The 25,619-nt window shown below is 70.1% G+C and carries 26 protein-coding genes and 2 pseudogenes; 13 read left to right on the forward strand and 15 right to left on the reverse strand.

All coding sequences use genetic code 11. The features are described 5' to 3' along the window. Positions 1-17: 17 nt before the first annotated feature. Positions 18-425: a hypothetical protein gene (locus Q9G87_RS33390; protein ID WP_305920524.1), complete on the reverse strand. Its 408-nt coding sequence runs from the start codon at positions 423-425 to the stop codon at positions 18-20. Further along, positions 425-1,759, reverse strand: coding sequence for a hypothetical protein (locus Q9G87_RS33395; RefSeq protein WP_305920525.1), 1,335 nt, complete (start codon positions 1,757-1,759; stop codon positions 425-427). Before Q9G87_RS33395 ends, Q9G87_RS33390 begins: the two co-directional genes overlap by 1 nt. A 204-nt stretch (positions 1,760-1,963) precedes the next feature. On the opposite strand from Q9G87_RS33395, the gene Q9G87_RS33400 reads away from it, so the two are divergent. The 4 genes from Q9G87_RS33400 to Q9G87_RS33415 are packed head-to-tail and all read left to right on the forward strand — an operon-like array spanning position 1,964 to position 5,346. Continuing rightward, positions 1,964-3,007 (forward strand): fatty acid desaturase family protein, encoded by a 1,044-nt coding sequence (locus tag Q9G87_RS33400; protein ID WP_305920526.1) that lies wholly within the window; start codon positions 1,964-1,966, stop codon positions 3,005-3,007. A gap of 57 nt (positions 3,008-3,064) precedes the next feature. After that, a complete protein-coding gene (locus tag Q9G87_RS33405; RefSeq protein ID WP_305920527.1) occupies positions 3,065-3,547 on the forward strand; it encodes a cation:proton antiporter regulatory subunit in 483 nt (160 codons plus the stop codon). 9 nt (positions 3,548-3,556) lie between these two features. Next, on the forward strand, positions 3,557-4,717 hold the full coding sequence (locus Q9G87_RS33410; RefSeq protein ID WP_305920528.1) for a cation:proton antiporter: 1,161 nt from the start codon (positions 3,557-3,559) through the stop codon (positions 4,715-4,717). A gap of 17 nt (positions 4,718-4,734) precedes the next feature. Continuing rightward, positions 4,735-5,346, forward strand: coding sequence for a pentapeptide repeat-containing protein (locus Q9G87_RS33415; RefSeq protein WP_305920529.1), 612 nt, complete (start codon positions 4,735-4,737; stop codon positions 5,344-5,346). Positions 5,347-5,435: 89 nt separating this feature from the next. On the opposite strand, the gene Q9G87_RS33420 is transcribed toward Q9G87_RS33415, so the two are convergent. After that, a complete protein-coding gene (locus Q9G87_RS33420; protein ID WP_305920530.1) occupies positions 5,436-6,293 on the reverse strand; it encodes a helix-turn-helix domain-containing protein in 858 nt (285 codons plus the stop codon). Between the two features lie 102 nt (positions 6,294-6,395). On the opposite strand from Q9G87_RS33420, the gene Q9G87_RS33425 reads away from it, so the two are divergent. Both Q9G87_RS33425 and Q9G87_RS33430 read left to right on the forward strand, forming a co-directional pair. Next, on the forward strand, positions 6,396-6,989 hold the full coding sequence (locus Q9G87_RS33425) for an NADPH-dependent FMN reductase (protein WP_305920531.1): 594 nt from the start codon (positions 6,396-6,398) through the stop codon (positions 6,987-6,989). A 23-nt stretch (positions 6,990-7,012) separates the two neighbouring features. Further along, positions 7,013-7,999, forward strand: a complete 987-nt coding sequence (locus tag Q9G87_RS33430) for an aldo/keto reductase (protein WP_305920532.1) — start codon at positions 7,013-7,015, stop codon at positions 7,997-7,999. A gap of 127 nt (positions 8,000-8,126) precedes the next feature. Here Q9G87_RS33430 and Q9G87_RS33435 read toward each other — a convergent pair whose 3' ends face one another. The 5 genes and pseudogenes from Q9G87_RS33435 to Q9G87_RS60850 all read right to left on the reverse strand — a co-directional run. Then, positions 8,127-8,765 (reverse strand): LysE family translocator, encoded by a 639-nt coding sequence (locus Q9G87_RS33435; protein ID WP_305920533.1) that lies wholly within the window; start codon positions 8,763-8,765, stop codon positions 8,127-8,129. A 34-nt stretch (positions 8,766-8,799) separates the two neighbouring features. Further along, a complete protein-coding gene (locus Q9G87_RS33440) occupies positions 8,800-9,153 on the reverse strand; it encodes a spore germination protein GerW family protein (protein ID WP_305920534.1) in 354 nt (117 codons plus the stop codon). A gap of 64 nt (positions 9,154-9,217) precedes the next feature. Next, a complete protein-coding gene (pgi, locus tag Q9G87_RS33445) occupies positions 9,218-10,849 on the reverse strand; it encodes a glucose-6-phosphate isomerase (RefSeq protein ID WP_305920535.1) in 1,632 nt (543 codons plus the stop codon). A gap of 84 nt (positions 10,850-10,933) precedes the next feature. Beyond that, on the reverse strand, positions 10,934-12,325 hold the full coding sequence (locus Q9G87_RS33450; RefSeq protein WP_371825860.1) for an RNA-guided endonuclease InsQ/TnpB family protein: 1,392 nt from the start codon (positions 12,323-12,325) through the stop codon (positions 10,934-10,936). 426 nt (positions 12,326-12,751) lie between these two features. Continuing rightward, positions 12,752-13,024: pseudogene (locus Q9G87_RS60850) on the reverse strand (phosphotransferase); the annotation flags it as partial. Between the two features lie 244 nt (positions 13,025-13,268). On the opposite strand from Q9G87_RS60850, the gene Q9G87_RS33455 reads away from it, so the two are divergent. From Q9G87_RS33455 to Q9G87_RS33465, 3 genes are all read left to right on the forward strand, one after another. Then, complete coding sequence (locus Q9G87_RS33455) at positions 13,269-13,538, forward strand: hypothetical protein (RefSeq protein ID WP_305920536.1); 270 nt, start codon at positions 13,269-13,271, stop codon at positions 13,536-13,538. Positions 13,539-13,778: 240 nt separating this feature from the next. Beyond that, positions 13,779-14,318: an NAD(P)-dependent oxidoreductase gene (locus Q9G87_RS33460; protein WP_305920537.1), complete on the forward strand. Its 540-nt coding sequence runs from the start codon at positions 13,779-13,781 to the stop codon at positions 14,316-14,318. Then, on the forward strand, positions 14,315-16,054 hold the full coding sequence (locus Q9G87_RS33465; RefSeq protein WP_305920538.1) for an ATP-binding SpoIIE family protein phosphatase: 1,740 nt from the start codon (positions 14,315-14,317) through the stop codon (positions 16,052-16,054). Before Q9G87_RS33460 ends, Q9G87_RS33465 begins: the two co-directional genes overlap by 4 nt. Positions 16,055-16,306: 252 nt before the next feature. On the opposite strand, the gene Q9G87_RS33470 is transcribed toward Q9G87_RS33465, so the two are convergent. Beyond that, positions 16,307-17,053, reverse strand: coding sequence for a TetR/AcrR family transcriptional regulator (locus Q9G87_RS33470; RefSeq protein ID WP_305920539.1), 747 nt, complete (start codon positions 17,051-17,053; stop codon positions 16,307-16,309). A 103-nt stretch (positions 17,054-17,156) separates the two neighbouring features. Between Q9G87_RS33470 and Q9G87_RS33475 the strand changes: the two genes are divergently transcribed. The 4 genes and pseudogenes from Q9G87_RS33475 to Q9G87_RS33490 form a co-directional block, all read left to right on the forward strand. Next, positions 17,157-18,155, forward strand: coding sequence for a zinc-dependent alcohol dehydrogenase family protein (locus Q9G87_RS33475; RefSeq protein WP_305920657.1), 999 nt, complete (start codon positions 17,157-17,159; stop codon positions 18,153-18,155). Positions 18,156-18,168: 13 nt separating this feature from the next. Beyond that, on the forward strand, positions 18,169-18,531 hold the full coding sequence (locus Q9G87_RS33480; protein ID WP_305920540.1) for a nuclear transport factor 2 family protein: 363 nt from the start codon (positions 18,169-18,171) through the stop codon (positions 18,529-18,531). Between the two features lie 20 nt (positions 18,532-18,551). Continuing rightward, positions 18,552-19,835, forward strand: a complete 1,284-nt coding sequence (locus Q9G87_RS33485) for an SGNH/GDSL hydrolase family protein (RefSeq protein ID WP_305920541.1) — start codon at positions 18,552-18,554, stop codon at positions 19,833-19,835. Between the two features lie 215 nt (positions 19,836-20,050). After that, positions 20,051-20,332 (forward strand): annotated as a pseudogene (locus Q9G87_RS33490) (IS982 family transposase); the annotation flags it as partial. A gap of 11 nt (positions 20,333-20,343) precedes the next feature. Here the strand turns inward: Q9G87_RS33490 and Q9G87_RS33495 are convergent. The 6 genes from Q9G87_RS33495 to Q9G87_RS33520 form a co-directional block, all read right to left on the reverse strand. After that, positions 20,344-21,327 (reverse strand): ornithine cyclodeaminase family protein, encoded by a 984-nt coding sequence (locus tag Q9G87_RS33495; RefSeq protein ID WP_305920543.1) that lies wholly within the window; start codon positions 21,325-21,327, stop codon positions 20,344-20,346. A gap of 414 nt (positions 21,328-21,741) precedes the next feature. Beyond that, positions 21,742-22,053: a hypothetical protein gene (locus Q9G87_RS33500; protein ID WP_305920544.1), complete on the reverse strand. Its 312-nt coding sequence runs from the start codon at positions 22,051-22,053 to the stop codon at positions 21,742-21,744. 78 nt (positions 22,054-22,131) lie between these two features. Next, positions 22,132-22,977: a hypothetical protein gene (locus Q9G87_RS33505; RefSeq protein ID WP_305920545.1), complete on the reverse strand. Its 846-nt coding sequence runs from the start codon at positions 22,975-22,977 to the stop codon at positions 22,132-22,134. A gap of 110 nt (positions 22,978-23,087) precedes the next feature. Continuing rightward, on the reverse strand, positions 23,088-23,858 hold the full coding sequence (locus Q9G87_RS33510) for an MFS transporter (RefSeq protein ID WP_305920546.1): 771 nt from the start codon (positions 23,856-23,858) through the stop codon (positions 23,088-23,090). A gap of 31 nt (positions 23,859-23,889) precedes the next feature. Further along, positions 23,890-24,789 (reverse strand): NAD(P)-dependent oxidoreductase, encoded by a 900-nt coding sequence (locus tag Q9G87_RS33515; RefSeq protein ID WP_305920547.1) that lies wholly within the window; start codon positions 24,787-24,789, stop codon positions 23,890-23,892. Between the two features lie 2 nt (positions 24,790-24,791). Beyond that, positions 24,792-25,595, reverse strand: a complete 804-nt coding sequence (locus Q9G87_RS33520; protein WP_305920548.1) for a PrsW family glutamic-type intramembrane protease — start codon at positions 25,593-25,595, stop codon at positions 24,792-24,794. Positions 25,596-25,619 lie beyond the last annotated feature (24 nt).

A 25,619-nucleotide genomic window follows, 5' to 3' on the forward strand; every position in this document is an offset into this window, starting at 1 on the left:
TGTCGCGTGTAACGCCGTCATGGCGTCTCCCTTTCTCCTTGTCCGACCAATGTGGTGACTTTGACGATCTCGGTGCCCGAGGGTCCGCGCACGCGGACGGCGATCTCCCAGGCGCCGGTCATGGTGAACAGCTCGCCGCGCGCCACGTACCGGCCCGGTCCGTCGGACTCGGCGACGATCTCCGGGGTCGTGTGACCCATGTGGGGCATCACCGCGAACAGCGACACCTCCGCCGGGGCGGCCGGGTCGACCTTGACCCGCGCCTCCACAGGGCCGGTGCTCGGCTCCAGCGCCACCGTGACCGCGTAGTACAGGCCCCGCGCCGGCAACTCGACAGGGCCGGTGCCGGTGCCGCCGCGCAGGATCCAGGCGATCCCGGCCGCGATCAGCAGCAGCGGCAGGGCGATGTGGATCCACCGTCTCATCAGGGGCTCATTTCCGCCGCGACCTCGATGAGGTGCGGGACGGTGACGATCTCGTAGTTCCTGGCGTACTGGATCCAGGCCAGGTAGCGGCCCGGGCGGGGAAAGCTGAAGATGAACTCCAGCCCCGGCCCGAAGCGGGCGACGGACTCGTCCGGCGGCTTCTCCGCACCCATGGAGCGGGCTTCGTGCACGTGCCCCAGGTAGCCGCCGTCCTCGCTGCGGACGATCAGATGACCCGCCATGCCGAGCCACGGCTGCAGGTCTGCGGTCCCGGCGTCGAGCGTGATCCGCACCGGCCGACCGGCCACCGGCCGGACCGGTTCGGTGACCGGCGGCCCGGGACCGGCCGCCGGCCGCGCGGGTTCGGCGACCGAAGGGGGCCGCCCCGGCTCGCCGACGGTGAACTCGCCGGACACCAGCTGCCCGCCCGCGTCCGCCCGCTCGAACTCGGCGTAGACGAGGTGGCGGCCCGCCTCCTCGGCCCGCAGCCGCACCTCGTACGTGCCCGGCCCGGTGCGGATCGGATGCACATGCCGGAAGTACGTACCGTCCTGGCTGGTCACCACCATGTGCGACAACGCGGCGTGATGCTCGACCAGGTCGTCGGCCGGCCGCCCGGTCGACCCGTCGTACAACTCCACCCGCAACACGAACGCCGACCGGCGCGCCGGCCGCTCGGGCAGCACCTCGATCACCGGCTGCGCGTTGGGCCGCCCGAGCAGCGCATCCGGCGCAGGCGCGCCCTCGGGGACGGACGGGGCGAACCACGGGGAGAGCAATCCCGCGGTGAACGCCACGACGACCGCCACCGCGAAGCCGCCCCCGAAGCCGGCGGCGACCACGCGCCTCGACATCGCGGCGCCCACCAGCGCGCCGATCAACGCCACCGCGGCGCACGCGAAGGCCGCGTACACCACGACCTCCCACAGCGGCGTCCGCGGCACCAGCACCGCGAACGGCAACACCGACCGCTCCGCGCCCGCACGCAGCTCCAGCTCGTGCGGGCCCACCCGGGCCACCGACAGGACCACCGGGTACATCCCCGGCCGGCCCGCCTCGACCCGCACACTGCCGGACGAGGCGCCGCCGCCCGCGACCGAGCGGAGCGCCAGGTCGAGCCGCCCGCCCTGACCGGGTCCGTGGACGACCACATCGACCTGCAGCGGCGACGGCACCCGCACGCTCGCCCGCACCACGACGGTGATCTCCATGCCGGAGATCGTCTGGGCGAAGCGCACGTCGGTCTCGCCGCTGCGGCCATGGGCCGCCGCGGGCGCCGCCCAGGCGAGCAGCGCGGCGAGCGCGAGCAGAGCGGCGACAATACGTCTGATCACGTCCGAGAGCGTAGGAACGCACCGGTGCCCGGCACATCGGGCGCGGGCACTGACCAGCCTAGTTCCCGGGAACTACGGGCCGTGCCGTCCCGGTGGTAGGGCCTGCACTACCACAGGGACGGGTGACCGCCGGGGTTCGCATAGACTCCAGCCCAGCGATGCTGATGGGTATTCGCATACGACTCACCAGCATCGGAGATCAATGTGACTGTAGTGGACACCTCCCGCGCCAGGGCATCGGGGGAGCGGGGGAGCGACTTCGCGAGGCTGTCGCGCCGCATCGCCCAGGCGAGGCTGCTGGACAAGCGTCCCGGCTACTACACGGCCAGGATCGGCCTCGTGGCGGGACTGTTCGCCGGGGGCTGGGCGTTGTTCGCCGCAGTGGGGGACTCCTGGTGGCAGGTGCCGGTCGCGCTGCTGCTCGCCGTCGCGTTCGCCCAGGTGACGCTGCTGGCCCACGACCTGGCGCACGGGCAGATCTCCCGGTCGCGGCGCACGTCCAGGACGGCCGGGCTCCTGGTGGGCAATCTGGCCATCGGGCTCAGCTACGGCTGGTGGATGGACAAGCACACGCGGCACCACGCCAACCCCAACCACGAGGACCACGACCCTGACGTCTCGCCCGAAGTGCTGGTCTGGTCGGAGAATCAGGCCGCGGGCGCCAGCAGGCTGGCCAGGGTCATCGGCCGCTGGCAGGCGTTCCTGTTCTTCCCCCTGATCACGCTGGAAGGGCTGAACCTGAAGGTCGCCAGCTTCCGCGCGCTGCGCCGCGAGTCGCTCAAGAACCGGAAGGTCGAAGGACTGCTGCTGGTCGCGCACAACCTGGCCTACCTCGGCGCGGTCTTCCTGGTGCTCTCTCCCGGCAAGGCGCTGGTGTTCCTCGCCGTGCATATGGGGTGCTACGGCGTCTACCTGGGGTGCACATTCGCGCCCAACCACAAGGGGATGCCCGTGCTCACCGCTGAGGATGAGCTGGACTTCCTTCGCCGCCAGGTCCTGACCTCCAGGAACGTGCGCGGCGGCCGGCTGGTCACCACCGCGCTCGGCGGGCTGAACTACCAGATCGAGCACCACCTGTTCCCCAGCATGCCCACGGCGAACCTGCGCAAGGCCCGGCCGATCGTCCGCGACTACTGCCGGTCGATCGGCGTGGACTACGCCGAGTGCGGCCTGTTCGCGTCGTGGGGGCAGGCTATGCGCCACCTGCACGAGGTGGGCCGGCCGCTGCGCCGCGCGGAAAGTCGCTGATCGCCCTATTGGTAGGGTTATCCGGAAACGGACTGAAACGCGACACGGGTGGGTCAGGTGGAGGTTGAGCAGACAGCACTGCCGGGCATCGGGCTGCGTCATGACTTCACCACCCGGGCGGGCCGGCGCGTAGGCGTCGTGTCGCACCGCACCGGCCGCCGCGACCTGGTGATCTACGACGAGGACGATCCCGATCGCGCCTGCCAGACGGTCAAGCTGAACGACGAGGAAGCCGACGCCCTGGCCGAGCTGCTCGGCGCGCCGCGCATCGTGCAGCGGCTCAACCAGCTGCACCAGCAGGTCGAGGGCCTGGTCAGCGTGCAGCTGCCGATCCCTGCAGGCTCCCCCTACGCGGGCCGCCCCATGGGAGAGGCCCGCGTGCGCACCCGCACCGGCGCCTCCATCGTCGCGGTCGTGCGCGGTGGCCGGGTGGTCGCCAGCCCGGGGCCCGATTTCATGTTCCAAGTGGGCGACGTCGTGGTCGTCGTGGGCAGCGAGGACAGCACCGCAGAGGTGGCCGGCATCCTGGCCCGAGGGTAGGGCCGCGGGTTGCACGAAACCGCGGTCATCTTCCTCGAGTTCGGTGCCGTCCTTCTCGGCCTGGGTGTGCTCGGCGCGCTGGCCCTGCGCATCGGCATCTCTCCCATCCCGCTCTATCTGATCGCCGGCCTGGCGTTCGGGACCGGCGGCGTGCTGCCGCTGGCGACCAGCGAGGAGTTCATCTCCGTCGGCGCCGAGCTCGGCGTGGTGTTGCTGCTGCTGACGCTGGGCCTGGAGTACAACGCCGACGAGCTGGTGACGAGCCTGACCGGCAACGCCCGCGCGGGCCTCGTCGACCTGGTGCTCAACGCCGCGCCCGGCGCGATCTGCGCGCTGCTGCTGGGCTGGGGGCCGGTCGCGGCCGTGGCCATGGCGGGCGTCACCTACGCCACCTCCTCCGGCATCGCCGCCAAAGTGCTGTCCGATCTGGGGTGGATCGGCAACAGGGAGACGCCGACGGTGCTGTCGCTGCTGGTGTTCGAGGACCTGACGATGGCGGTCTACCTGCCGGTGCTGACGACCGTGCTGGCCGGGCTGAGCCTGGTGAGCGGGGCGATCTCGGTCGGCATCGCGCTGGTGACCGTGACCGTGGTGCTGGTCGTGGCGCTGCGGTTCGGGCGGTTCATCGAGGCGTTCGTGTCCAGCCCGAGCTCCGAGGTGCTGCTGCTCAAGGTGGTCGGGCTCGCCCTGCTGGTGGCCGGGCTGGCGCAGCAGCTGCAGGTGTCGGCGGCGGTGGGCGCGTTCCTGGTGGGGATCGCGCTGTCCGGTGAGCTGGCCGAAGGCGCACAGGCGCTGCTGGCGCCGCTGCGGGACCTGTTCGCCGCGGTGTTCTTCGTGTTCTTCGGACTCCAGACCGACCCGGCGAAGATCCTACCGGTGGCGGGCCTGGCGGCGCTGTTAGCGCTGGTGAGCATGGTGACCAAGCTCCTGACCGGTGCGTACGCGGCCAAGCGGGCCGGCATCGGCAAGGCCGGGCAGGCGCGGGCGGGCATCGCGCTCATCCCGCACGGCGAGTTCAACATCGTGATCGCCGGGCTGGCGGTCGGCGCGGGCGTGCACCCCGACCTCGGGGCGCTGGCGGCGGCGTACGTGCTCATCCTGGCGGCGTTCGGCCCGCTCGCCGCCAAGCTCGTGCAACCTTTCATCACGGCCATCGCCAAGCGGGCCTGATCCGTTAATTTGTTCGCATGGCTAACAGGAGACCGACGTTCCCCATCGAGAAGACGATCGGCGCCGCCGACTGGGGCGATCCCCTGGAGCTCACCGGCGAGAGCTACCGGCGAGTCCTGTTCCAGGACGTGGACCTGACCGAGCTGCTCAACCGGGGCTGCTCGTTCGAGGAGTGCACGTTCGGCAACGTGCGGTTCAACGTGTCGGAGCACGATGACGCGCAGTTCCTCAACTGCACGTTCATCGGCTGCTCCTTCTTCGACGCGACGTTCAGGGGGTGCAAGCTCACCGGGAGCGTGTTCGAGGGGTGCACGTACGGGCTGCTGAAGGTTGAGGGCGGCGACTGGTCGTATGTCGTCATGTCCGGCGCGGACCTGCGCGGCAGCTCCATCGACGGCGCCCGGCTGCGCGAGGCCGACCTGAGCGGGGTCCAGCTCGAGGGGGCCGAGCTGCGGCGGGCCGACCTGTCGGGGGCGTGGCTGCGCGGAGCCGACCTCACCAAATGCGACCTGCGCGGCAGCGACCTCAGCACTCTGGACCTGGAGCAGGTCACGTTCAAGGACGCGATCATCGATCCGTTCCAGGCGACGGTCGTGGCCACGGCGCTGGGCCTCATCGTCCGCGAATAGCACCGCCCGAAGCCCGGGGCGCGCCGGTTGCGGCGGCGAGGCGGGCGGCGGGCGATCAGCGCGCCGAGGCAGCGCCGAGGCTGGGCCGGTTACGCCGTGACGGCGCGCAGGGCGCCCGGGTGGCGGCCGGTGAGGCGGTCGAGGGCGGCCGACGTGGCCGCGTCGGCCGGCAGGTAGATGAGCAGCCGCAGCTCGCCGTCGTCGAGCTCGAGCACCTCGCGGGCCAGTCGCAGTTGGCCGGCCTGCGGGTGCGCGAGCCGCTCCACGGCGGCCATGCGCGGCGGCTCGGGCGGCCGCGACAGCCGCTCGGTGAAGGGCTCACCCGCCGCGAACGACAGCTCGGAGACGAGCTCGGCGGCGTACTCGTCGCCCTGGCCGACCTCCAGGCGCAGGGCGGCGGCGTACTCGTCGGCCACCCGATCCCAGTCCGGGAAGGCGACCCTGGCGCGCACGTCGGCGAAAACGTACTTGATCATGTTGGGCGGGTCGCCGTCCAGCAGCCCGACGGGGCCGAAGAGCCGCTCGTGGCCGGTGGTGCGGGCCACCACCTCGCTCAGCCGGTTGACCACGGCGGCGGGCGCGGGCTCCAGCCGGTCGAGCACCGCGCGCACGGTGGCCCGCACCGTGCGGGCCGGCCCATGGCCGGCCCCGGGGCACAGCCCGATGGCGCCGCTGGCGATCTTGTTGAGGGAGCGGAGGTGGATCCGCTCCTCCGGCGTCATGCGCAGGGCGTCGGCGAGCGCGGTGAGCACCTGCATGGACGGGTTGCGGTCGCGGCCCTGCTCCAGCCTGGTCAGGTATTCGACGCTCAGCCCGGCCACCGTGGCCAGCTCCGACCTGCGCAGCCCCGGCGTGCGCCGCCGCGGCCCGTCCGGGAGCCCGACGTCGGCGGGCTTGAGTGCCTCACGGCGGGCCCGCAGGAAAGCCCCCAGCTCGTTGTCACTCACGCCCCGAGTGTACGGCGGCCGCCCGGGCCCTATCGTGGCCCTGCCAGGGCCAGTCTCCGCCCGGCCTTCCTCGGCGGCGCGAACCGCAGCAGGTTGGACGCCATGACGAACATGAAACTCGCGGTGATCACCGGCAGCGTTCGCGAAGGCCGTTTCGGCCCCACGATCACGAGGTGGTTCACCGAACACGCGCGACAGCACGGCCAGTTCGACATCGACGTCGTCGACCTGGCGGACACGCCGCTGCCGCTGGAACTGCCCGGCACAGCAGAGCGGCTCTACGACGTGGACGGCCGTCCCGAGGACCTCAGGCGGCTGGCCGCGCGGCTGGAACAGGCGGACGCGTACGTGGTGGTGACGCCGGAGTACAACCACAGCTTCCCCGCCTCGCTCAAGCACTTCATCGACTGGCACCCCATCCAGTGGCAGGCCAAGCCGGTCGCGCTGGTGTCCTACGGCGGCTACGGGGGCGGCGTGCGCGCGGCCGAGCACCTGCGGCAGGTCTTCTGCGAGATGCACGCCGTCACCATCCGCAACTGGATCAGCCTCGACCAGCACTGGACCCGGTTCGACGCCGAGGGCCGGCTGATGGATCCTGAAGGGCCGGACGGCGCGGCCAAGGCCATGCTGGACCAGCTCGGCTGGTGGAGCAGCGCGCTGCGCGAGGCCCGCCTCGCCACGCCGTACCAGGCCTGACGTGAAGGGGAGGAGTTGACGTGATGCGTTACCGATTGCTCGGCCGTACCGGGCTGCGAGTCTCGGAATTGTTCCTGGGCGCGATGACCTTCCGCTCGGCGTCGCCGGAGGTGCGGCGCATCGTCGACGCGTACGCCGACGCGGGCGGCAACGTGATCGACACGGCTTCGATGTACGGCGACAGCGAGAGCGTCGTCGGCGAGCTGCTGCAGGGGCGGCGTGATCGTTTCGTGCTGGCCAGCAAGTACACCGGCACCCGTGACCGCACCGATCTCAACGCGGCAGGCAACCACCGCAAGAACCTGATGCTGACGCTGGAGCAGAGCCTGCGGCGGCTGCGTACCGACTACATCGACCTCTACTGGGTGCACGTGTGGGACCGGCACACCCCGGTCGAGGAGACGATGCGGGCGCTGGACGACGTGGTGCGCTCCGGGAAAGTGCTCTATGTCGGCATATCGGATGCTCCGGCGTGGCTGGTCAGCCGGGCCAACACCGTCGCCGAGTTCCGGGGGTGGACGCCGTTCGCGGGGCTGCAGGTGCCCTACAGCCTGCTGCGGCGGGACGTGGAGCGGGAGCTGCTGCCGATGGCGGAGGCGTACGGGATGAGCGTGGCGGCGTGGGGGACGCTCGAGCGGGGCGTCCTGTCCGGCCGGTACAACGACCCCGGGGCGCCGGCCTCGCGGGTGTCGCCCGACTCGCTCGGCGAACGCGATCTGGCCGCGGCGCGGGCGGTGGTGGACGTCGCCGGGGAGCTGGGTGTCACCGCGTCGCAGGTGGCGCTGGCGTGGGTGCTGCGGCGGGGCGTGCACCCGATCGTGGGGGCCAGTAGCGCCGAGCAGCTCAAGGACAGTCTGGGGGCGGTGGGACTGGTCCTGCCCGAGGAGGCGGTGCGGCGGCTGGAGTCGGCGGTGGAGTTCGAGCTGGGCTTCCCCCGTGACTTCGTCGAGGCCTGCGACCGCAGCCCGGACCTGTACGGCGACGCCATTCACCGCCTCGACGGCCGCTGACCCACCCATCTCCGCCCGCTTCCTCGTGGCTCAGCCCGACCTCCATGCCGGATCGACCGCCCGCGCCGCGTGACCGCGGCTGGCGTCGCAAGCCGACAGCGCGGCCGCCCTGGACGGCGGACCCGGCCTACGGACGGCCGGCGGCAGCGAGCTTGACGCCGAGGCCGATGAGCGCGACCCCGGTCAACGCGTCCACGGCCCGGCGCACGGCGGGCCTGGCGAACACCTTGCGCAGCGTGCCCACGATGGTGGCCACCATCAGGAACCACAGGACCGTCCCGGTCAGGGCGATCAGCGAGAGCACGAGCGTGTCGGCCAGGGAGGCGCCGCCGCTGACGAACTGCGGCACGAGGGCGACGAAGAACAGCGCCGCCTTGGGGTTGAGCGCATTGGTGAGCAGCCCTTCGGCGAAGGCCGCCCACGGGCCGCGCCGCCCGGGATCGGCCGCTACGTCCAGCGCCGGCTCCCCGCCCCTGCGCAGGGCCGAGCGCAGCGCCTTGACCCCGAGATACAGCAGGTAGGCCGCGCCGACCACCTTGACCACGGTGAACGCCGCCGCCGAGGCGGCCAGCAGCGCCGCCACGCCGGTGGCCGCGGCCACCACCCAGGCGAAGACGCCCACGGAGATTCCGAGCGCGGCGGCCATGCCGTAGCCGCGCCCGGAGACGGCGGAACGTCGTACGACCACCGCGAAGTCCGGACCGGGCGACATGGCCCCGAGCAACACGACACCACCGAAAGCCACGAACTGCGTCACAGAGCTCACGACGTTCACTCTACGAGCCGGACCGCCTTGACCATCAGCGCTTACGGCGCCGCCTCTTGAAGATGGCGCGAAGGGTCAGCAGTAACACGATCGCGACGGCCTGGCCGCCCAGCACGATGCGGTTGACGTCCACAGCGGGCCGCCACAGGACATCGCCGTCCTTCAGCACGAACACGCCCGCCGGCGTGGCCCCGAAGCCGAATCCGCCGCCGCTGCCCCCGCTCTCCTCGCCCTTCTCCCCCTTGCCCTCGCCCTGACCGCCGCCGCCTCCGTGGGCGACCCGGGCGACGGGGATGACGACGACGTCGCCGTGCTGGATCGGCTCACCGAAGACTCGCTTGACGGTCGCGGCGTCCTTCGACCGCTCCACCAGTTCCATGATGTCCATTGACCCATCGTCGTCCCCGATCGGCCGATGCACCACCCGCGTGGCGGGCGTGTCCGTTGTGCAATCAGACGCGACGGCCGCGGAGTTCGCGGTATTTGCGCACCAGCCGTTCCGTGGACGGGTCCGGGAGGGTCGTGGGGGGCTCTTCCGAGGTGAGGGCCGGGGCCAGGTCGAGGGCCATCTTCTTGCCCAGCTCCACCCCCCACTGGTCGAAGGAGTCGACGCCCCAGATGGTGCCCTCGACGAACACGATGTGCTCGTAGAGCGCCACCAGCTGGCCGAGCGTCGACGGGGTCAGTTTCGGGGCGAGGATCGTGGAGGTGGGGCGGTTGCCGGGCATCACCTTGTGGGGAACGATGGCGGTCGCGGTGCCTTCGGCGGCGATCTCCTCGGCCGTCTTGCCGAACGCCAGCGCCGACGTCTGGGCGAGGAGGTTGGCGGTGAGCTGGTCGTGCATGCCCTCGCGGTCGTCGTGCGGCTCGGCGAAGCCGATGAAGTCGGCCGGGACGAGGCGGGTGCCCTGGTGGAGGAGCTGGTAGAAGGCGTGCTGGCCGTTGGTGCCCGGCTCGCCCCAGAAGATCTCGCCGGTGTTGGTGGTGACCGGGGCGCCGTCGGCGCGTACGGACTTGCCGTTGGACTCCATCGTGAGCTGCTGCAGGTAGGCGGGGAAGCGGTGCAGCCGCTGGCTGTAGGGCAGGACGGCGCGGGTCTCGGCGCCGAAGAAGTCGTCATACCAGACCCCGAGCAGGCCCATCAGCACCGGCATGTTGGCGTGGAACGGCGCGGTGCGGAAGTGCTCGTCGATGGTGTGGAAGCCGGCGAGCATCTCACGGAAACGCTCGGGCCCGATGGCGATCATCAGCGACAGCCCGATGGCGCCGTCGTAGGAGTAACGGCCGCCGACCCAGTCCCAGAAGCCGAACATGTTGTCGGTGTCGATGCCGAACTCGGCGACCTTCTCGGCGTTGGTGGAGACGGCCACGAAATGCTTGGACACCGCCTCCCCGCCGAGGGCCTCGACCAGCCAGCGGCGCGCGACCCTGGCGTTGGTGAGGGTCTCCAGCGTGGTGAAGGTCTTGGAGCTCACCACGAACAGCGTCGTCTCGGGATCGAGGTCGCGAAGGTTGCCGGTGATGTCGGCCGGGTCGATGTTGGAGACGAACCGGGCCGCGATGCCGGCGTCGGCGTAGTCGCGCAGCGCCTCGTAGGCCATCGCGGGGCCGAGGTCGGAGCCGCCGATGCCGATGTTGACGACGGTCTCGATCGCCTTGCCGGTGGCGCCCTTCCACTCCTCGGACCTGACGCGGTCGGCGAAGGCGCTCATCTTGTCGAGCACGGCGTGCACGTCGGCCACGACGTCCTGGCCGTCCACGACCAGCTCGGCCTCCCGCGGGGCGCGCAGCGCGACGTGCAGCACGGCGCGGTCCTCGCTGACGTTGATGTGCTCGCCGGAGAACATGGCGGTGATCCGGTCGCGCAGGCCCGCCCGCTCGGCCAGGGCCACGAGCAGGTCCACGGTCTCCTGGGTGGCGCGGTGCTTGGCGTAGTCGAGGTAGAGGTCGCCGGCGGTCACCGTCATGCGCTCGGCACGGCCGGGGTCCTCCGCGAACAGCTCACGCAGGGTCGTGCCCGCCAGCTCCTCCTGGTGCTTGGACAGAGCCGCCCACTCCTGGCTCTGGGTGATGTCGCCGTTCACGCTTCCTCCTCGGGTTGCCAAACCGACCGATCCATCGTCCCTTGACTTGCTCCCCGGACTGACGACCAGGGATTCCCGTGCCGCTTACGCGGCAGCTCGCGGCGCGTCACCCACGCCGCGAGCTATGGTACGGGGTGCTTGACGCTTCACCGACCCGGGAGGGTCTCCACGCCCTGACACGACCAGCCCGGCCGCGTATCCTCTGGCTTTGATGTTCTTCGCCGCGTTCACATCAGCGTGCTCGACATGCCCGCAGGAGGTGCATCGAAAGTCCGCTTGACTCTCGCGGCTCTTCGCGTCCACCGTCCCGCAGAGCGGGTTCGAGCACGTCTGTGACGTGTACGCAGGATCCACGACCCGAATCGAGGTCCCGGTGTAGCGGGCCTTGGACCGCAACGCGGTCTCCAGCCCGTACCACCCCTTATCCAGAATCGACTTGTTCAATCCGGCTTTCGCCGCGCGCCCGTTGGGCAGGTACCCTCCCGGCTTTCCGGGGTCGGGCTTCGGCGCGACCGACGCCGTCATCGCCCGGACGTTCAGCTTCTCCAGCGTGACGATCGCGTTGTCGCGGGTGAGCCGATGCGCGGCCTGGGCATTGAAGTCCGCGCGCCGCCACCGCGCCCGCCGCATCAGATCACCCATCGCCCGCACCACCCGCCGACGCCGGTTCGAGCCCTTCTTCGACCGGGCCAGCTTGCGCTCCAGCCGCCTGTACCGGATGGCCTCACCCGCCGACAGGAACCCCGTATCGCCCGGGCTGTCGCCGCCCTCAACCGGCGGCGCTGTCGAAGAAACGCCATCCTCACCGGCGTGCCGGCGGTCGAAGAACTCCCCCTCGCTGGTGACGGCGGCGGTGACCACCCCCCGGTCGACCCCCACATGCCGGCCGGGACGGGCGTGCTCGCCCACCTCGCCGAGGCCATCGTCGACGAGGAAGCTGATGAACCAATGCTTGCCATCGCGGGCCACGGTCGCCGACTTCACGCTCCCTCCCAAGGGGCGGGACAGGCGGAACCTCACCCACCCGAACTTCGGCAGGAACACCCGCCCCCACTTACGACTGATCCGCTCGACCGGGATGTGTTTGGCCGTTGGGAACCGAAAAGACGGCCTCCACCTTGCCTTGCTCTTCCACCGCACCTTCCATGTGCCGTGCTGGCGGCAGGCGAGATCCAGATCCTTCAGCGTCTGCTGGATTACCTGCGCGGGAGCCTCCGCCAACCAGGCACAATCCGGGTCGCTCTTCGCCTCGGCGAGCTGGCGGCACTGCGCCTCATAGCCGATGAACGCACCACGGCGCCGATAGGCGCGACGCTGCTCCAAACCGGTGTTCCACACACTGCGGCAGATCCCGCCCAACCGCTCAGCGAACAGCCGCTGACCGAAATCGAACTCCAAGCGGTACCTCCGACCTGCCAACACCAGCGCAACACCTCCCCCACCAGCCACTCTCGCCCCAAAACTCGAACACATCATCCCGTCCGCGTGCCAGCAGACGAAATATCCATACGGTAAGCAAGTGGTTACCCACCATGCATGCCCCGCCTGGTCAAAATGATTGTTTCCAAGCGGTTCGGTGGTCGCAGGCGGTCAGAGTTGGCAGACGGGCTGGCCCTTTCGATCCGGATGAAGTCGCCGTCGAGCAGCCGTAGCGGTCCGGCGACGAGCGACAGGCGCATCGCCAGCGTGTAGCAAGTCAGGCGCTGCGAGTTCGCCGTGGACGAGCCCGTACTCCGAGCGCGGGCGCACCGTGTCGGCCAGCCCGCGAACCATGTCCTCCAGGCGGTCGCGGGCGTCCGCGATCCGCGTGTCGCGCGAGGCGGCTTCGTCGAGGTCCTCGAAGGGCACGGTCGAGGACGACCTGCTCACACGAGTGGCCATGGGAGATGCTGCCGTTGTCGATCAGGGCGGCTTTGCCGAATCCTGGTCCTGGTGCCGCTGCATCGCGCCGAGCGCGTCAGCAAGCCGTGACAGAAGCACCTTCACACCGTGCGGGTCCTGTTGGAGCAGCACCTCCAGCGTTGCCCCGGGCACATCCTCAACCACTGCGATGTCCGCCGGGTAGTGGCTCTTGCTCTGGTCAGCCAGATGGATGCGCGGGGTGCGGATCCCAAGGGCGTCCAGGCGCCTGCGAGCGGCCTCGAAAAGGTCGGTGCCCTGAGGCGTGCGAGAGCGACGTGCGCGCCTGGGTCGAGCCCGCCCCTCAGCCCGGCTTTGTGGGCACGCTCATCGTAGAGGCCCACGCGTAGATAGCAGGTCGCGGTTGTCCGGAAGGGCCAGTTCCAGCCCCGGCGTCGTCACACGCAGCGAGAACAGCGGCCAGAGGTCGGCGAGGTCACGACTCACGCGCAGCGGTTCGCTCTCCTTGGCGAGGTCCTCATCGACCAGGCCGGCCCGCTCGCATTCGAGTCGCCGCGACTTGCTTCTCCTCTACGCCCAGCTGGTCAGCCGCCTGGTCCGCCTCACCCTCGCCGACGTCATCCGAGATGGTGAGCAGGTGCTCATCCGGATCGGAACCCCGCCCTCGCCCGTTCCCGACCCGTTCGCCACCGTGCTGCTCGACTACGTCGCCAGCCGGCCGAACATGTGCACCGCCACCAACCACCGCCGAGACCGGAATCACCTACAGCCGCCACGCCCTCGGCAACCACACATAGTCACCACTACCCAGGCCAGCCCGCCGAACTGACGACAGTTGAATCGGCGAGCTCACCAGTCCGGGCGCCATCCACGGATAGCCCGGGCGCCGGGGATTCCCGCCAGCCGGTAGCCAGGATGGCCGCTAGCCGGGCAGACCACGGAAGACGGCAGGCACATGCTGGACGAAAAGCCTCTGGTAATCGCCGCCTTTGCAGTCCCGGGGCCGGTCTTGCCGCGGGCAGGACGCACCACCGGCCGTGAACGCGGCCCTCCAGGAGAGGACGTCACGATGACGGCAACCAGCATGCCGACGCTCGGCTTCGTCGGCCTCGGCCACATGGGCGGCGCGATGGCCGGCCGTCTCCTCGTAGCCGGACATCGCATGCACGGGACGAGCCGGACGCGCAGCCGCGCGGACCATCTCGTGTCCGCGGGCCTGTGCTGGCACGATACGCCGCGCCAGGTCGCCGAGGCCGCGGATGTCGTCTTGACCTCCATTCCCGATGACGACGCCCTGAAGGCGGTGGCCTCGGGGCGGGACGGCGTTCTGTCCGGCCTCGCCGCGGGAGCGATCTGGGTCGAGATGAGCACTGTGAGCCCGCAAGCCAGTCGCGACCTGGCCGTACACGTGGGGGCGCGCGGCGCGCGCATGCTCGACGCGCCCGTGTCGGGAAGCGTTCCGCAGGCGCGCGCCGGAACCCTGACGATCATGGTCGGCGGCGACAAGGCCGCCGTCTTCGAGGTCCTCGAGCACCTGACACCACGACTGCCGACAGCGCACAGCGCCACACCGGTGGGCAACCGTACCCGCAGAAAGGCGACGTCATGAGACGCATCTCCAGAGCACATGAGCCGGCCGCGCCGCACACCGCACCCGAAGAACGCCCGATCTCGGAAACCGCGCCGGACCCCTCCCGCATCCAGGAGCTCACCGCGGCGCTGGGAAACGCGCTGACCGTCCAGGACGTCGTGGAAGCGGTCGCAAACCACGTCCTGCCGCCGTTCGGCGCCACCGGATTGAACATCTTCCACCTCGAAAGCGACCACCTCCGAGTGGTGGGAGGTGCCGGATACTCGCGAGAGTTCACGGAGACCGTCGAGCACATGCCAGTGAGCGACCATTTCCCGAGCGCCGACGTCATCCGCGCCCGAGTCCCGATGTTCATCGCCTCGGCCAAGGAGTTCGTCCATCTGTACCCGCACCTTGCCCACATGCCGGTGCGGGGAGGAAAGAACGCCTGGGTCTTCCTTCCGCTGATCGCCTCCGGGCACGCCATGGGCAGCTGCGTAATCTCCTTCGACCGGGCACGTCTGTTCACCGCCGAGGAGCGCAACCTCTTCGCCACGATCAGCGGGTTGGTCGCCCAGGCCCTGGAACGAGCCCGGCTCTACGACACCGAGCGCACCCGCGCCCAGCAACTGCAGCGCGCGCTGCTGCCTGCAGCCCTCCCCTCCTCACCCGCCGTCTCCACTGCGGCCCGCTACCTGCCCGCCCGTGAGGACATAGAAGTCGGCGGCGACTGGTACGACGTCATACGGCTGTCCGGCCAGCGGGTCGCCCTGGTGATCGGCGACGTCATGGGACACGGCGTGTGCCAGGCGGCCATCATGGGCCGCCTGAGTACGGCCGTAGACGCTCTAGCCAACCTCGAATTGCCTCCCGACGAGTTGCTCACCCACCTCAACGACCTGGTGCGCAGGTTCGGCGACGAGTTCTACGCCACCTGCCTGTGCATGATCTACGACCCCACGACGCGCGAGTGCGTGTACGCCAGCGCAGGGCATCCCCCGCCTGTGGTCGTCCACCCCGGAGGCGCCGTCACCTTCCCCGACAGCGATCCCGATCCGCCGCTGGGCGCCGCAACGCCGCCCTTCGACACCGTCCAGATGAATCTGCCCGAGGGCAGCCTGCTGGTGCTGTACACCGACGGCCTGGTCGAGTCGGCCACCCTGGACATCGACCAGGGCATGGCCGCCCTCGTCCGGACCCTCACCGCCGCCCTGGTGCAGGAGCCGGACCGCCCCGCGCCCCAGGGCGCGCGCCCGGACGATCCGCAGGCGGACGATCGCGGCGAGCAGGACCGCCTCGAACACCTGTGCGACGCCCTCACCGCCGCCCTGCTGCCCATTCCGCAGCGCACTGCCGACGACACCGCCCTGCTGATCGCCCGCACCCACGCGCTGCCGACCGACGACGTGGCGTCCTGGCCGCTGCCCAAGGACGCCAGAGCCGCCGGGCAGGCGCGCAAGCACGTCCGCACGCAGCTGGCCTCGTGGGGGCTGGAGGAGCTGACGCCCACCACCGAGCTACTGGTCAGCGAGCTGGTCGGCAACGTCGTGCGGCACTCCAAGGGCCCCATCCGGCTGCGCCTGCTGCGCGGCGACGTACTCACCTGCGAGGTCTTCGACGGCAGCATCAGCACGCCGCGCATCCGCCGGGCGGCCGAAACCGATGAGGGAGGGCGCGGCATGTACCTGGTGGCCGCCCTGTCGCAGCGCTGGGGCACCCGCTCCACCGCCACCGGCCAGGCCATCTGGACCGAGCAATCCCTGCACTGCCCCTGAGCCTGCATGCTCAGCCACCGGAGGGTCGAGACTGATACCTGTGCTGGGCGCTGGCCAACCCTGGTGGCGAGCGTGGCTCTGATCCTGGCTAGGGCGCCATGCGGCCTTGACGATCAGCCTGCTCCACCTGCCTCGGCCCGGGCGCGCGGGGCCTGGACGGCGTCGCCCCAGGCGACGGAGCGCGATGGCACAGATGATAGGGCGTTATCTGTGGCAGGCGTCATCTCCTCCTGCGGCACATCGCCGACAGGCTCAGGCCGAGGATCGTGGCGTCCCCAGATGACGCGCATGCTCCACGTCGAGCCCCAGTGATCTGAGCAGGTCCAGCAGTTCGGCGTGGTAGAGCTTGGCGGGATCGCCAGTCTGCGTGCCGAGATGGCCGTAGACCTCCAGGGAGATCAAGCCGTGCATGCGGCCCCACATGCGCAGCGCGAGGGCGACGGCGGCCGGGGGCAGGCCGGGGAAATGCTCGCGGACGGTGTCGGCCAGGCCGGGTGAGAAGTCCAACCACTGGTGGTCGGTGGATGCCTGGGTGGCTTTCGCGTACGGCCAGGCGGCGGCGGCCAGTTCGGTGAGTCCCAGGCAGGCGCGTTTGGCGGCCTCGGGGGCCGGACCCCCGTCCGGCGCGTGGTAGCCGGCGACCGGATCGCCGTAGATCAGCCGGAAGCCTTCGGGGTTGGCCAGCGACCAGGCGCGCACCGCCTGCCCCCAGGCCAGGATGCGGCCGGCGATGTCGTCGGAGGCGACGGCGTCGCGGGCGATCTCTACCTGGTCCAGCAGTGAGGTGTAGATGTCGTTGATCAAGGTGGTGATCAACGCGTCACGGGTCTCGAAGTAGCTGTAGATGGCGCTGCCGCTCATGCCCATCTCGCGACCGATCGCCCGCAGTGAAACCGCGTCAGGGCCGCCCTCGCTCAGGTGCTTGAGCGCGATGGCCTTGATCTCCGCGGTGGTCTGCGCCCGCAACCGTGCCCGTCGGCCCACTGTCTGCTCTTGCACGCTTGACAGCTTACACCGCTACGTTAGAGTACGGCGCACAAAGTTTGAACGCCGTTCTGGTTTCGAGCGGCGCACACTCCGATGACAGAGGGAATGGTTCGTGATGAAAGCCAGGACGGTCCTGTTCGACGAGCTCGGCGGTCCCGAGGTGCTCTACCTCGCGGACGTGGAGATCGGTGAGCCCGGCCCCGGCGAGGTGCGGGTCCGCATCGACGCGTTCGGCCTCAACCGGGGCGAGGTGTTCCTGCGCACCGGCCGGTACTACTACGACGCGGTACTGCCCGGCTCTCGCCTGGGCACCGAGGCCGCCGGCGTCGTGGAAGCCGTCGGACCGGGCGTGACCGACATCTGCGCCGGCGACGCGGTCAGCATCGTGGCCAAGCCCAACGACGACGGGATGTCCATCCACGGCATCTACGCCGACCGGGCCATCGTGGCGACCAAGCGGCTCATCCGCCGCCCGGAGCGCATGGACGCCGTGACCGGCGCGGCCATCTGGCTGCCCGCATTCACCTCCTACGGCGCACTGGTCGAGGTCGGCAGGCTGCAGCCCGGCGATGACGTGGTCGTCACGGCCGCCTCCAGCAGCGTCGGCCTGGCCGCCATCCAGATCGCCGCCCACCTGGGCGCCACGCCCATCGCGGTGACCAGGACCGGCGCCAAGACCGACGGGCTGCTGGCCGCGGGCGCCGCCCACGTGATCGCCGCCGACGACGGCGCCATGGTGAAGCAGGTGCACGCCCTCACCGGCGAGCGCGGCGCCCGGCTGATCTACGACGGCGTCGCCGGTCCCGGCCTGCCCGCCCTGGCGCAGGCCGTGGCCCCTGACGGCATGCTGATCGTCTACGGCTCACTGGACGGGCGGCCCACCCCGCTGCCGATGTGGTGGCCGATCAACGTCTACGGCTACGCCATCTTCCACCTGTTCGCCGATGAGGAGCGGATTCGCAGGGCCGAGACCTTCATCACCGACGGTCTGCGCGCCGGAGCGCTCGCCCCGGTCATCGACCGCACCTTCGACCTGGCCGACATCGTCGAAGCCCACCGCTACATGGAGTCCAACACCCAGGTCGGCAAGATCGTCGTCACCGTCCAGCACTGACCAGGAGAAACTCATGAACCACGCCGATCTCATCCACCGGTTCATCGACGCCATCAACGACACCGACGCCGCCGGGCGGCGCGCCACCATCGAGGAGATTCTCACCCCCGACTGCACCTACACCGACCCGGAGATCGCCGTCGAAGGACACGACGCGCTGGATGCGGCGTTCGCCGCCCTGCAGCAGCGGATTCCGCCCGGTTCCCGTTTCAGCCTGACCGCCCCGGTCGACGCGCACCACCACCAGGCCCGCTTCTTCTGGCGGTTCGGCGATCCCGAAGCCGGCACCCCCGCCGCGACCGGCTCCGACGTCGCCGTCTTCGCCGACGGGCGCATCCGCCACCTCTACGCCTTCTTCGACGCCGCCAACACCTGACCCATCACCCGGGGAGAACCATGTCCTCCGCCACGCGACGCCTGCTGACCGCCACGGCCATCACCGTCTGTGCACTGCTAACCGGCACCGCTGCCGCATTTCCGGACACCGCCCGGCAGCCCTTCGCCACCCCCGGACCCGGCTGGAGCGCGACCTGGACCGCCGCACCACAGCGTCCCGGCACCAGCTTCACCCCCAACTGGTCACAGCAGGGCTTCACCCGCCAGACCATGCGCCAGATCGTCCGGATCAGCGCCAGCGGAAAAGCCGCCCGGATCCGGCTGTCCAACCGCTACGGCACCACCCCGCTCACCATCGACCACGCCACCATCGCCCGCACCGACCGCGAGGCCGCCATCGAACCGGGATCGCTGCGCCACCTGACCGTCCACGGCAAGCGCACCTTCACCGTCCCGGCCGGGGCCGACCTCGCCACCGACCCGGTGCCGCTGCACCTGGCCGCCCTGGACTCTGTCAGCATCACGTTCTTCGCGAGCCAGCCGACCGGCCCGGCCACCTACCACGCCCAAGCCCTCGCCACCACCTACCGGGCCGCCGGCGATCACGCCGCCGACGTCGGCGCCGCCGCCTTCACCGACACCTCACAATCCTGGTACTACCTCACCGGAGTGGACGTGATCCCCACGGCGCGCCGCGGCGGCGTGGTCACCTTCGGCGACTCCCTCACCGACGGAGCCGGCAGCAGCACCGACGCCAACAACCGGTACCCCGACGAACTCGCCGAACGCCTGGCCGCCGCCGGCACGCCCCGCGCCGTGCTGAACCAAGGCATCGCCGGCAACCGCGTCACCGTCGACTCGGCCTGGTTCGGCGACAAGGCCACCGCCCGCTTTCGCCGAGACGTCCTCGGCCAGCCGGGCGTGCGCACCGTCATCATCCTGGCCGGCATCAACGACATCGGCATCGGCGAACTGGCGGCGGCGCCTCCCTCCCCGATCTTCGCCCCTTACCCCGACGTCTCCGCCGGTCAGGTCATCGCGGGGCTTCGCGAACTGATCCAGCTGGCCCACGCCAAGGGCCTGCGCGTGATCGGCGCGACTGTGATGCCGGTCAAAGGATCGGCCTACTACACCGCCCGCAGCGAGGCCAAACGCGAGGCCATCAACGCCTGGATCCGCGCCTCCGCCCCGTACGACGCGGTGGTGGATCTCGACCGCGTCACCGCCTCACCCGCCGACGCCGACCGGCTCAATCCCGCCTACGACTCAGGCGATCACCTCCACCTCAACGACGCCGGGTACCGAGCCATCGCGGGCGCCATCCACCCGGCCGACCTCGGCTGAACGCCCGAACCCCGCCTGTTGCCGATCGCCTCCACCTGCCGCACCCCCTGGCACCGCGAGCTTGTGGAGGCGATCGTGGACGCCGTGACATCAACCAGGGCGTGAGCGTCGCCACGAGCCTGCTGGCCGCCTGCGACAAGCTCAAGCGCAAGGTCCGCGCGCTGGGCGAGGGCGGCTCGTACGCGGAGATCCTCACCCGAGCGGGACGGAACCACGACGCCTACCTGGCTCAACGCGGCGTCCGGCTGCTGCGCCCGTCCTACCGCAACTGCACACCTCGCCCGGGTGAGGAGCTCCTCAAACCGATCCGCCAGCTCATCGAATCGGTCAACGACACCCTCAAAGGCCAACTCGACCTCGAACTGCACGGAAACCGCAGCCCACGCGGAGTCGGCGCCCGCGTCCCCCAGCGCACCCTTGCGATGACCGCCGCGATCTGGCAGAACCGCGCCACCGGCCAACCCATCACCCGATCACTGATCGCCTACGACCACTGACCCGACCGGGCCTACCATTGACTTTTCCCGGGCGACACTGACCTGGATGGGGAGCCGTGGAGGTCGACCTCAAGACCGAGACCGCGACGCTCGGCTTCTTGATAGGCGATCCAGGCCAGGGCAAGGTCCTGCCACGGGAGCCCTACGGGGGCGTAGACGGTGCGCTGGCTGGGGTCGGTGCGGCCGGGGTGCTCGCCGCGCAGGATCTCGCCGAGGGTGGCGTGAGCCGCCTCCGGTGGCAGTCCGCTCGCGGCGAGCACACCCATGGCGGCGGCGAGCGGCCGGTCGTCAACGGCGAGCAGGGCGGCCTCCAGCACGTCGCCAGCTAGTTCCCGCTTACCGGGCTCATCGACGCCCAGGCTAGTGAGGTGCTGTCCGGGCCGGGTGTCGGCGAGGTGGAGCAGCGGGGCGCGCGACCACGTGGCCAGCAAGACGATGTCGGCGTGCGCAGCGACCTCGGTGGCCGAGCCGACGCTGTGGCCCCGGTGGCGGGTGGCGAAAGAAGCTGCGTGGGCCGGGTCGAGGTCGTGCACGACCAGCCCGTCCACGCGACGAAGCCGTCGCAGGCCGAGGACCATCAGCTCGGCCTGGGCGCCCGCGCCGATGACGCCGAGGACGGTCTTCTCCCCGGGATCGGGGGCCAGGACGAAGGTGCCGAGCGCCGCGGCCAGGCCGGTGCGCCAAGCGGTGATGGTCGCCGAATCGAGCAGCGCGAGCAGCTCGCCGTCCTGGCCGCTGTGCAGGCAGATGACCCCGCGCAGAGCGGGCCGGGCTCCGGGGAACTTGGCGTTGACCTTCACCGTGTAGGCGTCAATTTTGGGCAGCAGCCCCGGGATCAGCGCGGTGGCGGTGCCCGGGAACGGCAGGTCGGTGCGGATGCGCTGGCCCGGGACGGCCGCAGCGTCGCTTTGGGTGAAACCGTCGCGCAAAGCCTCGATGCAGGCGTCCGGGTCGAGTAGGGCGATCAAGTCATGGTGCGCGAGGATCCGGGTCATGCGGATGATGCTTTCAGCTCAATGCGGATCAGCCCAATCCGAGTCTCATCGTTGATCTCTACGCAAAGCGCGGAGAAGGGTGTTGAGGTCGTTCGTCACGCATCGATCCTCAACACTCTTCGTCGTCCCCGCACCCCTAACGACTTAGCTGAGGACTCACTCGTCCTAGGTCTTCGGCGTCGGCCGGCGACGGCGTCAGCCGGCGGGCCAGGTTATGGCGCCGATGTCGTGCAGGGGCAGGGCGAGGCCGCGGGTACGGCGGATGAAGATCAGGGTGTCGACATCGTCCTGGCCGTACAGGCGGTTGCCGGTCGCGGTGCGCGGGGGGCAGGGCGCAGGGCAGGAGCCCGCGTTCTGCGTACAGCCACAAGGCCCGGTGGGTGAGCCCGGCCGCTTTCGCGGCCTGCCCGACGGTCATCGTCGCGCCCACCGCGTCTCTCCTTCACCTTGGCGTTGGGGATCGACCTTCACAGTGCGTAAAGGTTGTTGGCGTTTCAGCGTACGACAGGAGACCGGAAGGTTGCGGCCCTTGCGCTTGCCAGTGGGGATGATCAGGTCGGAGCGGATCTGCTCGACGGATTCGCCAGCGGCGCGGCGGCGCAGCACGGTGTGCAGCATGTCGTCGGTGATGACGGGCGGGCCACCGCCGTGCTTGCCCTTGCGGGCAGCGGCATCGAGGCCTTCCAGGGCGGCCTCGCGCGCGTTTTCGCGTTCGGTCTCGGCCATTATCTTGAGCTGCCCAGAGGGCGTCCTTGATGTTCAGCAAGGTCACCGGAAGCCCTGTGATCTGCGGTTGTGACGTGGTTATCTCCTGCTCATCCATGACGTTGATGAAGGGGAGGTGCCATGCTCGTACAGCGTGGCGCGTTGCAGATTCACATCCGTGATCTTCGCTCCGTGTCCACGGACGTGGTGCTGGATGCCGGCAAGCACCTGCACCACCACCAGCGGCGCCAGCCCACGCAGGCTGACCTGACCACCCTCGGAGACTGCGGGACAGGTCAGCTGCCAGTGCCGCTGGTCGGTGTCGGGAGCGGCGGTCACGGTGGTGCGCCACCGGACATAGTGGGTGGGACGGTAGCCGTGCTCGCTCTCCGACCGGCGGCTGCAGGCCGCCACCTGGCACGGCCAGAGCGGAGCCAACGGTCGCACCCACGGATCGGCCAGGAATGTCTCCATCGTCATGCCCGCACTCCGGCGGAACCGCCGCGAATGCGCCTGACACAGCCCGGTCCGCTGGCCCTGTCGTCCGCCTGGTGACATCCGCTGACAGCCGGGCATCAAGCAATCAGCCGGACTGGCCAGTAGCGGCGGCAACTCCGCCGCGGTGACGATCTCCTCCCGGCTCCGTCCCTCCCGCATCAACCTGGTGAAGCATCGATAGCATTGGCCGCCGATCTTGGTGCCGTGGGCGGTGGCGGTGCAGCCGTCCACCCGGCACAACCTGCGGCCGAGCAGCGGATGCTCCGCTGGCAGGGACAACACCCGGCTCACTGGATCCCAGCCCGCCTCGGCCAGGAATACCGGCTCCAAAGCCTTGGCCAGCTGTGCGGCCGTCCCTTCGAGTGCGACGCCGTTCAGCACATGCCCGAACTCGCCGTCGACGCTCGCGGCCGCTGGCGCCGCCGGCGCCAGCGCCGCTCCGGTCACGAGGTCACTCCTGTCTCGATGCGCGGGCTGGGCACCCGGTCGACCGCGGCCCCGGCGACCGCAGGTGACCGCCGCGTCCTGACACATCGAAGGGCGGTTCTGCGGAACTTCTACGTGCTGTTGTGCATGGTGTGGCGTCCGTTCGTTCGTCCTGGCGGGCGGATTTGTCCTCGGTCAGGGGACGACTTCGAGCCCGCGCCCAGCAGAAGCGAGCCGATGACGTCGAGGTGGGTGTCGCGGTGCCCCTGTCCGGTCGAGGACCGTACGAGCCTCATGGCCAAGGGGAGAGTGATCAGCCCGATCGGCACGTTGACGTAGAACACCCAGCGCCAGGCGTCCTGGCCCTGGGCTGAGGACAAGATCAGCCCGCCTACCACAGGACCGGCGGCGGTGGCCAGGCCGATCGTCGAGCCGAGGATTCCGAAGGCGCGGCCTCGTTCCGCGCCTGCGAAGTGTTCCTGGATGAGCCCTGAGTTCTGCGGGATGAGCAGGCCGCCGGCGACGCCTTGGAGCAGCCGGGCGGCGATCAGCGCTTCGGCGCTCGGCGCGGCACCGGTCACGGCGCTGGTCAGCACGAACGCGGCCAGGCCCACCAGGAGCATGCGCCGCCGGCCGAAGGCGTCGCCGAGCCGCCCTGCCGGTACCAGCGTCAGACCCAGGGTCAGCGCGTAGCCGGAGACCACCCATTGCGCCGTCGCCGCCGGGACGGCGAACTCGCGCTCGATGGAGGGCAGGGCGACGTTCACGATGCTGACATCGAGAAGGATCATGAACATGGCGAGCTGCGTCACTATCAAGGCCCGCCAGCGTTTTGGGTCCGGCGAGGCCCGCTCTTCTTCGTGCGAGGCGGGCGCACGTCCTCCTTCAGGGAGGCCTTTCATTTATGTCTCCGTGTGGGGAGCCGCCGGTCCTTTACGCCGCCTGAGGTGTCGGCGGTCTGGGGGTCATGTGGTCGAGGACCTGGAAGACGGCGGCCAGGTCGCGCTGTTCGAAGCCGAGCGTGCGTGCGGCGAGGAGGACCTCATCGGCGCGGTCGGCGGTGGGCAGCGGGATGTCCAGCTTCCGCGCCGCGTCCAGCGCGAGCTCGAGGTCTTTACGCATGAGGCGTAGATCGAACCGCGCCTCGTCGGGGAGGTGGAGTACGAGTGGCGCCCGTGCTTTGAGCATGGGGGAGCCGATCGCGCTGTCGGTCATCAGTTGAAGGGCGAGTTCGCGGTTGACGCCTGAGCGGTCGGCGAGGAGGAGGCCTTCGGCGAAGGCGATCATCTGGACGGCGAGGCTGATGTTGATGGCGAGCTTGAGCGTCAGCCCCTGCCCATTGGGGCCGACGTGGGTAGGCGTGCCGAGTTCTCGCAGGATTGGTTCCACTCGGCTGTAGGCGTTGTCGTCGCCACCGGCCATGATCGTCAGTGTTCCGGCTTGCGCCTGCGGGACGCTTCCCGATACAGGCGTGTCAAGCATGGTCGCGCCGCGTGCGCGCACGTGTACGGCGAGGTAACGGCTGGTTTGCGGGCTCACGGTGCTCGTCTCGACCCAGGTCGCGCATGGGGCGAGGCCGGACAGGACGCCGTCCGGCCCGTTGGCGATCGCGTTCAGGACGGCGTCGTCCGGGATGGAGCTGAAGAGGACATCCGCCTCCTCGGCGACCTGACGTGGCGTATCGTGCCAGCGCAGGCCTGCGGACACGAGCGCGTCGGCGTGCGCGCGCGTCCGGCTCGTCCCATGCACACGGTGTCCACGGGCGACCAACCGGCCGGCCATCGCGCCGCCCATGTGGCCGAGGCCGACGAAGCCGAGCGTGGGTGCTGTCATGGTCATGTCCTTTCTTCGACGGCCGCCCTCACGGCCGTTGGTGTGGCCGGCGTCCGGCCGACCGGTAGCCAGTGCAGCAGCAGGGTCAGTCCGATCAGCACGTTCTGCACCAGGAGCCCCCAGCTCAGCACGGTGAACACGGGTACCTGCGTCGGTTTCAAGCGGGGCAGCTCCCCCTCGCTCGTGATCATCCACTGGGCGGTCGTGTCGGTGAGCATTGACGTCAGCCATCCGGCGATGGCCTGCGAGGCGTCCCACAGGGTCTGCAGCACGGCCACCACGATGAAGTAGCCGACGACCGGAAGGCGCAGTCGGGGTCGCCCGCTCGACGTGCGCGACGCCGTCGCGAATAGGACGCCGCCCAGCACCGCGGTCCACAGTCCGTGCCCTACGGGGACCAGCACTGCGCGCAACGCCTGTGCCTCGATGAGGTTGGGCAGCGGCAGGCCGCTGGAGGTGAACAGCGCGTGGAAGGCGTATCCGGTGCTCTCGAACGCGGCGAAGCTGAAGCCCATGGTCGCGCCGAGCATCATGCCGTCCCGCATCCGGTAGATGGGCAAGTGCCGGGCGATGAGCCACAGCGCGGCCAGCTTGGCCGCCTCCTCGATCAGCGCGGTCACCGGACAGGCCCAGCCCGACACATGCACTGACAGTGCCGGGTGCAGGACCGAGGCGCCGAGCACACCGAGCGCACCACCGTAGAGGAACACGCCGAAGACCCGCTGGGCGGTGATTACGGCGTCGTTGCGCCGGAACGCGAAAGCGACGAACGTGACGGGAACCAGAAAACTGCCGATGAGAATCACGGTTGGAACCAGATTCACATTGCC

Origin of the sequence: Nonomuraea turcica (genome assembly GCF_030718205.1) — a bacterium.
In the GTDB taxonomy this organism is placed as follows: domain Bacteria; phylum Actinomycetota; class Actinomycetes; order Streptosporangiales; family Streptosporangiaceae; genus Nonomuraea.

What these genes read in the sequence shown, in the direction of transcription:
- Q9G87_RS33495 (WP_305920543.1), bottom strand. Translation starts at nt 21,327, where the DNA reads ATGACCCGGATCCTCGCGCACCATGACTTGATCGCCCTACTCGACCCG.
- Q9G87_RS33475 (WP_305920657.1), top strand. Translation starts at nt 17,157, where the DNA reads ATGAAAGCCAGGACGGTCCTGTTCGACGAGCTCGGCGGTCCCGAGGTG.
- Q9G87_RS33430 (WP_305920532.1), top strand. Translation starts at nt 7,013, where the DNA reads ATGCGTTACCGATTGCTCGGCCGTACCGGGCTGCGAGTCTCGGAATTG.
- Q9G87_RS33465 (WP_305920538.1), top strand. Translation starts at nt 14,315, where the DNA reads ATGAGACGCATCTCCAGAGCACATGAGCCGGCCGCGCCGCACACCGCA.
- Q9G87_RS33425 (WP_305920531.1), top strand. Translation starts at nt 6,396, where the DNA reads ATGACGAACATGAAACTCGCGGTGATCACCGGCAGCGTTCGCGAAGGC.
- Q9G87_RS33485 (WP_305920541.1), top strand. Translation starts at nt 18,552, where the DNA reads ATGTCCTCCGCCACGCGACGCCTGCTGACCGCCACGGCCATCACCGTC.
- Q9G87_RS33515 (WP_305920547.1), bottom strand. Translation starts at nt 24,789, where the DNA reads ATGACAGCACCCACGCTCGGCTTCGTCGGCCTCGGCCACATGGGCGGC.
- Q9G87_RS33390 (WP_305920524.1), bottom strand. Translation starts at nt 425, where the DNA reads ATGAGACGGTGGATCCACATCGCCCTGCCGCTGCTGCTGATCGCGGCC.
- Q9G87_RS33480 (WP_305920540.1), top strand. Translation starts at nt 18,169, where the DNA reads ATGAACCACGCCGATCTCATCCACCGGTTCATCGACGCCATCAACGAC.
- Q9G87_RS33510 (WP_305920546.1), bottom strand. Translation starts at nt 23,858, where the DNA reads ATGAAAGGCCTCCCTGAAGGAGGACGTGCGCCCGCCTCGCACGAAGAA.
- Q9G87_RS33460 (WP_305920537.1), top strand. Translation starts at nt 13,779, where the DNA reads ATGACGGCAACCAGCATGCCGACGCTCGGCTTCGTCGGCCTCGGCCAC.
- Q9G87_RS33440 (WP_305920534.1), bottom strand. Translation starts at nt 9,153, where the DNA reads ATGGACATCATGGAACTGGTGGAGCGGTCGAAGGACGCCGCGACCGTC.
- Q9G87_RS33450 (WP_371825860.1), bottom strand. Translation starts at nt 12,325, where the DNA reads ATGATGTGTTCGAGTTTTGGGGCGAGAGTGGCTGGTGGGGGAGGTGTT.
- Q9G87_RS33415 (WP_305920529.1), top strand. Translation starts at nt 4,735, where the DNA reads ATGGCTAACAGGAGACCGACGTTCCCCATCGAGAAGACGATCGGCGCC.
- Q9G87_RS33500 (WP_305920544.1), bottom strand. Translation starts at nt 22,053, where the DNA reads ATGGCCGAGACCGAACGCGAAAACGCGCGCGAGGCCGCCCTGGAAGGC.